Annotated in this window: 1 protein-coding gene; it reads left to right on the forward strand. The window is 60.8% G+C overall.

Going from position 1 to position 569, the window contains the following annotated elements; all coding sequences use genetic code 11:
• Positions 1 to 88 precede the first annotated feature (88 nt).
• Positions 89 to 463: a hypothetical protein gene (locus A6723_RS31025; RefSeq protein WP_065348227.1), complete on the forward strand. Its 375-nt coding sequence runs from the start codon at positions 89 to 91 to the stop codon at positions 461 to 463.
• Positions 464 to 569: the final 106 nt, after the last annotated feature.

Raw genomic sequence — 569 nt, forward strand, 5'->3', positions numbered from 1 at the left:
TCCTGGCCCACCACGTCCGCTATGCCGAGCAGTGCCAAGGCACGGCCGCTCAGCTGGACGCTCTGATCAACGTCCTGGAGGGGCACTGATGGCAATGGAAGTCATCGGCTGGGCAGTGACGCTGCTGGGGGCTTTTGCCGGGATTGTGGTCGCCCTCGTCAAGCTGCTGCTTTGGCAGTTCGAGAAACGGCTGTCGGAGAAGTTTGCAGCCCAGGACGAAGCCCGGCGCGAAGCCAGCAAGCACTGGGAGGACAACTTCGCCAAGGTGCTGGAGCGCCAGGACAAAGGCGAAGAGGCCGTACAGCAACTGGAGCGAGCCTTCCTGAACTTCAAAGCTGACCTGCCCTTTAAGTACGTCGGCCGCGAAGACTGGGCGCGCGGGCATTCGATCATCGAAGCCAAGCTCGATGGCCTGGCTCTCAGGTACGAAAACATCTTGCTCAAAGGAGCACGCAATGATTGATCCCGCTAAAGCACGCCGGGAATCCCTTCGCTGGTTCATCCTGCTGACCCTCAACACCTCGCGTCCTGTGGACCCGCACGAAACCGTCGTGCTCTCCACCATCCAG

Origin of the sequence: Pseudomonas sp. AU11447 (genome assembly GCF_001672555.2) — a bacterium.
Lineage (GTDB): Bacteria > Pseudomonadota > Gammaproteobacteria > Pseudomonadales > Pseudomonadaceae > Pseudomonas > Pseudomonas nitroreducens.

Excerpts from the sequence above, each read along its gene's own strand:
- A6723_RS31025 (WP_065348227.1), top strand. The coding sequence starts at position 89 with ATGGCAATGGAAGTCATCGGCTGGGCAGTGACGCTGCTGGGGGCTTTT.